Origin of the sequence: Blautia sp. OF03-15BH, assembly GCF_003463065.1 — a bacterium.
GTDB lineage: Bacteria > Bacillota > Clostridia > Lachnospirales > Lachnospiraceae > Limivivens.
Genome location: NZ_QSCM01000045.1, coordinates 1 through 837 on the forward strand (window position 1 = coordinate 1; position 837 = coordinate 837).

The window sequence follows — 837 nt, forward strand, 5'->3', positions numbered from 1 at the left end:
TGATCATGTGCATGTAATGTTCCGTGCGCAGCCAAGAACAGAACTTAGTAAATTTATCAATGCTTATAAAAGTGCCAGTAGCAGACTGTTGAAAAAGGAGTATCCGGAGATCAGAGAAAAACTTTGGAAAGAAGCCTTTTGGAGTCAGAGTTTCTGCTTACTGACAGCTGGAGGCGCTCCGGTAGAAGTAATCCGTCAATACATTGAAAACCAGGGAGAGAAAAAGTATTGAACATAGCATACCGTTTCCGAATTTATCCGACAGAAGAACAGAAGATACTTCTGGGCAAAACATTTGGCTGTTGTCGTTTTCTGTACAATCAGATGCTTAATGATAAGATCCGAGAGTATGAAAAGACGAAGAAAATGTTAAAAAATACACCAGCCATGTATAAAAAGGAATATTCATTTTTGAAAGAAGTAGATTCGCTGGCACTGGCAAATGTCCAGCTTCATCTGGAAAAGGCATATAAGAATTTTTTTCGGGATCCCAAGATTGGATTTCCAAGATTCAAGTCAAAACATCATTCCAGAAACAGTTATACAACGAATGTGGTCAATGGAAATATTTTGGTGGAAAGTAAGCGGATCCGACTTCCCAAATTAAAATGGATTGCCATGAAAAAACACAGGGAGCCAGCAGAAAATCTCCGTCTGAAATCAGTGACAGTCCGTATGGAACCATCCGGAAAATACTTTGCAAGCCTGTTGTATGAAGGATACAGCTGTGAAAACCAAGCAGCTGAACCGGATTTCAGTACTGCAAAGATACTTGGAATTGATTATGCAATGCAGGGAATGGCAGTATTTTCAGAAAAGATTGAGACGGAAGAAGCA

General features: G+C 39.5%; 2 protein-coding genes. Both read left to right on the forward strand.

From position 1 onward, the window contains the following. The coding region (gene tnpA / locus DXA57_RS17075; protein WP_117768439.1) for an IS200/IS605 family transposase at positions 1 to 232 on the forward strand (232 nt) is incomplete at its 5' end. Then, positions 229 to 837: RNA-guided endonuclease TnpB family protein (locus DXA57_RS17080; RefSeq protein ID WP_147345720.1), on the forward strand; the 609-nt coding region annotated here is incomplete at its 3' end. The genes tnpA and DXA57_RS17080, both read left to right, overlap by 4 nt.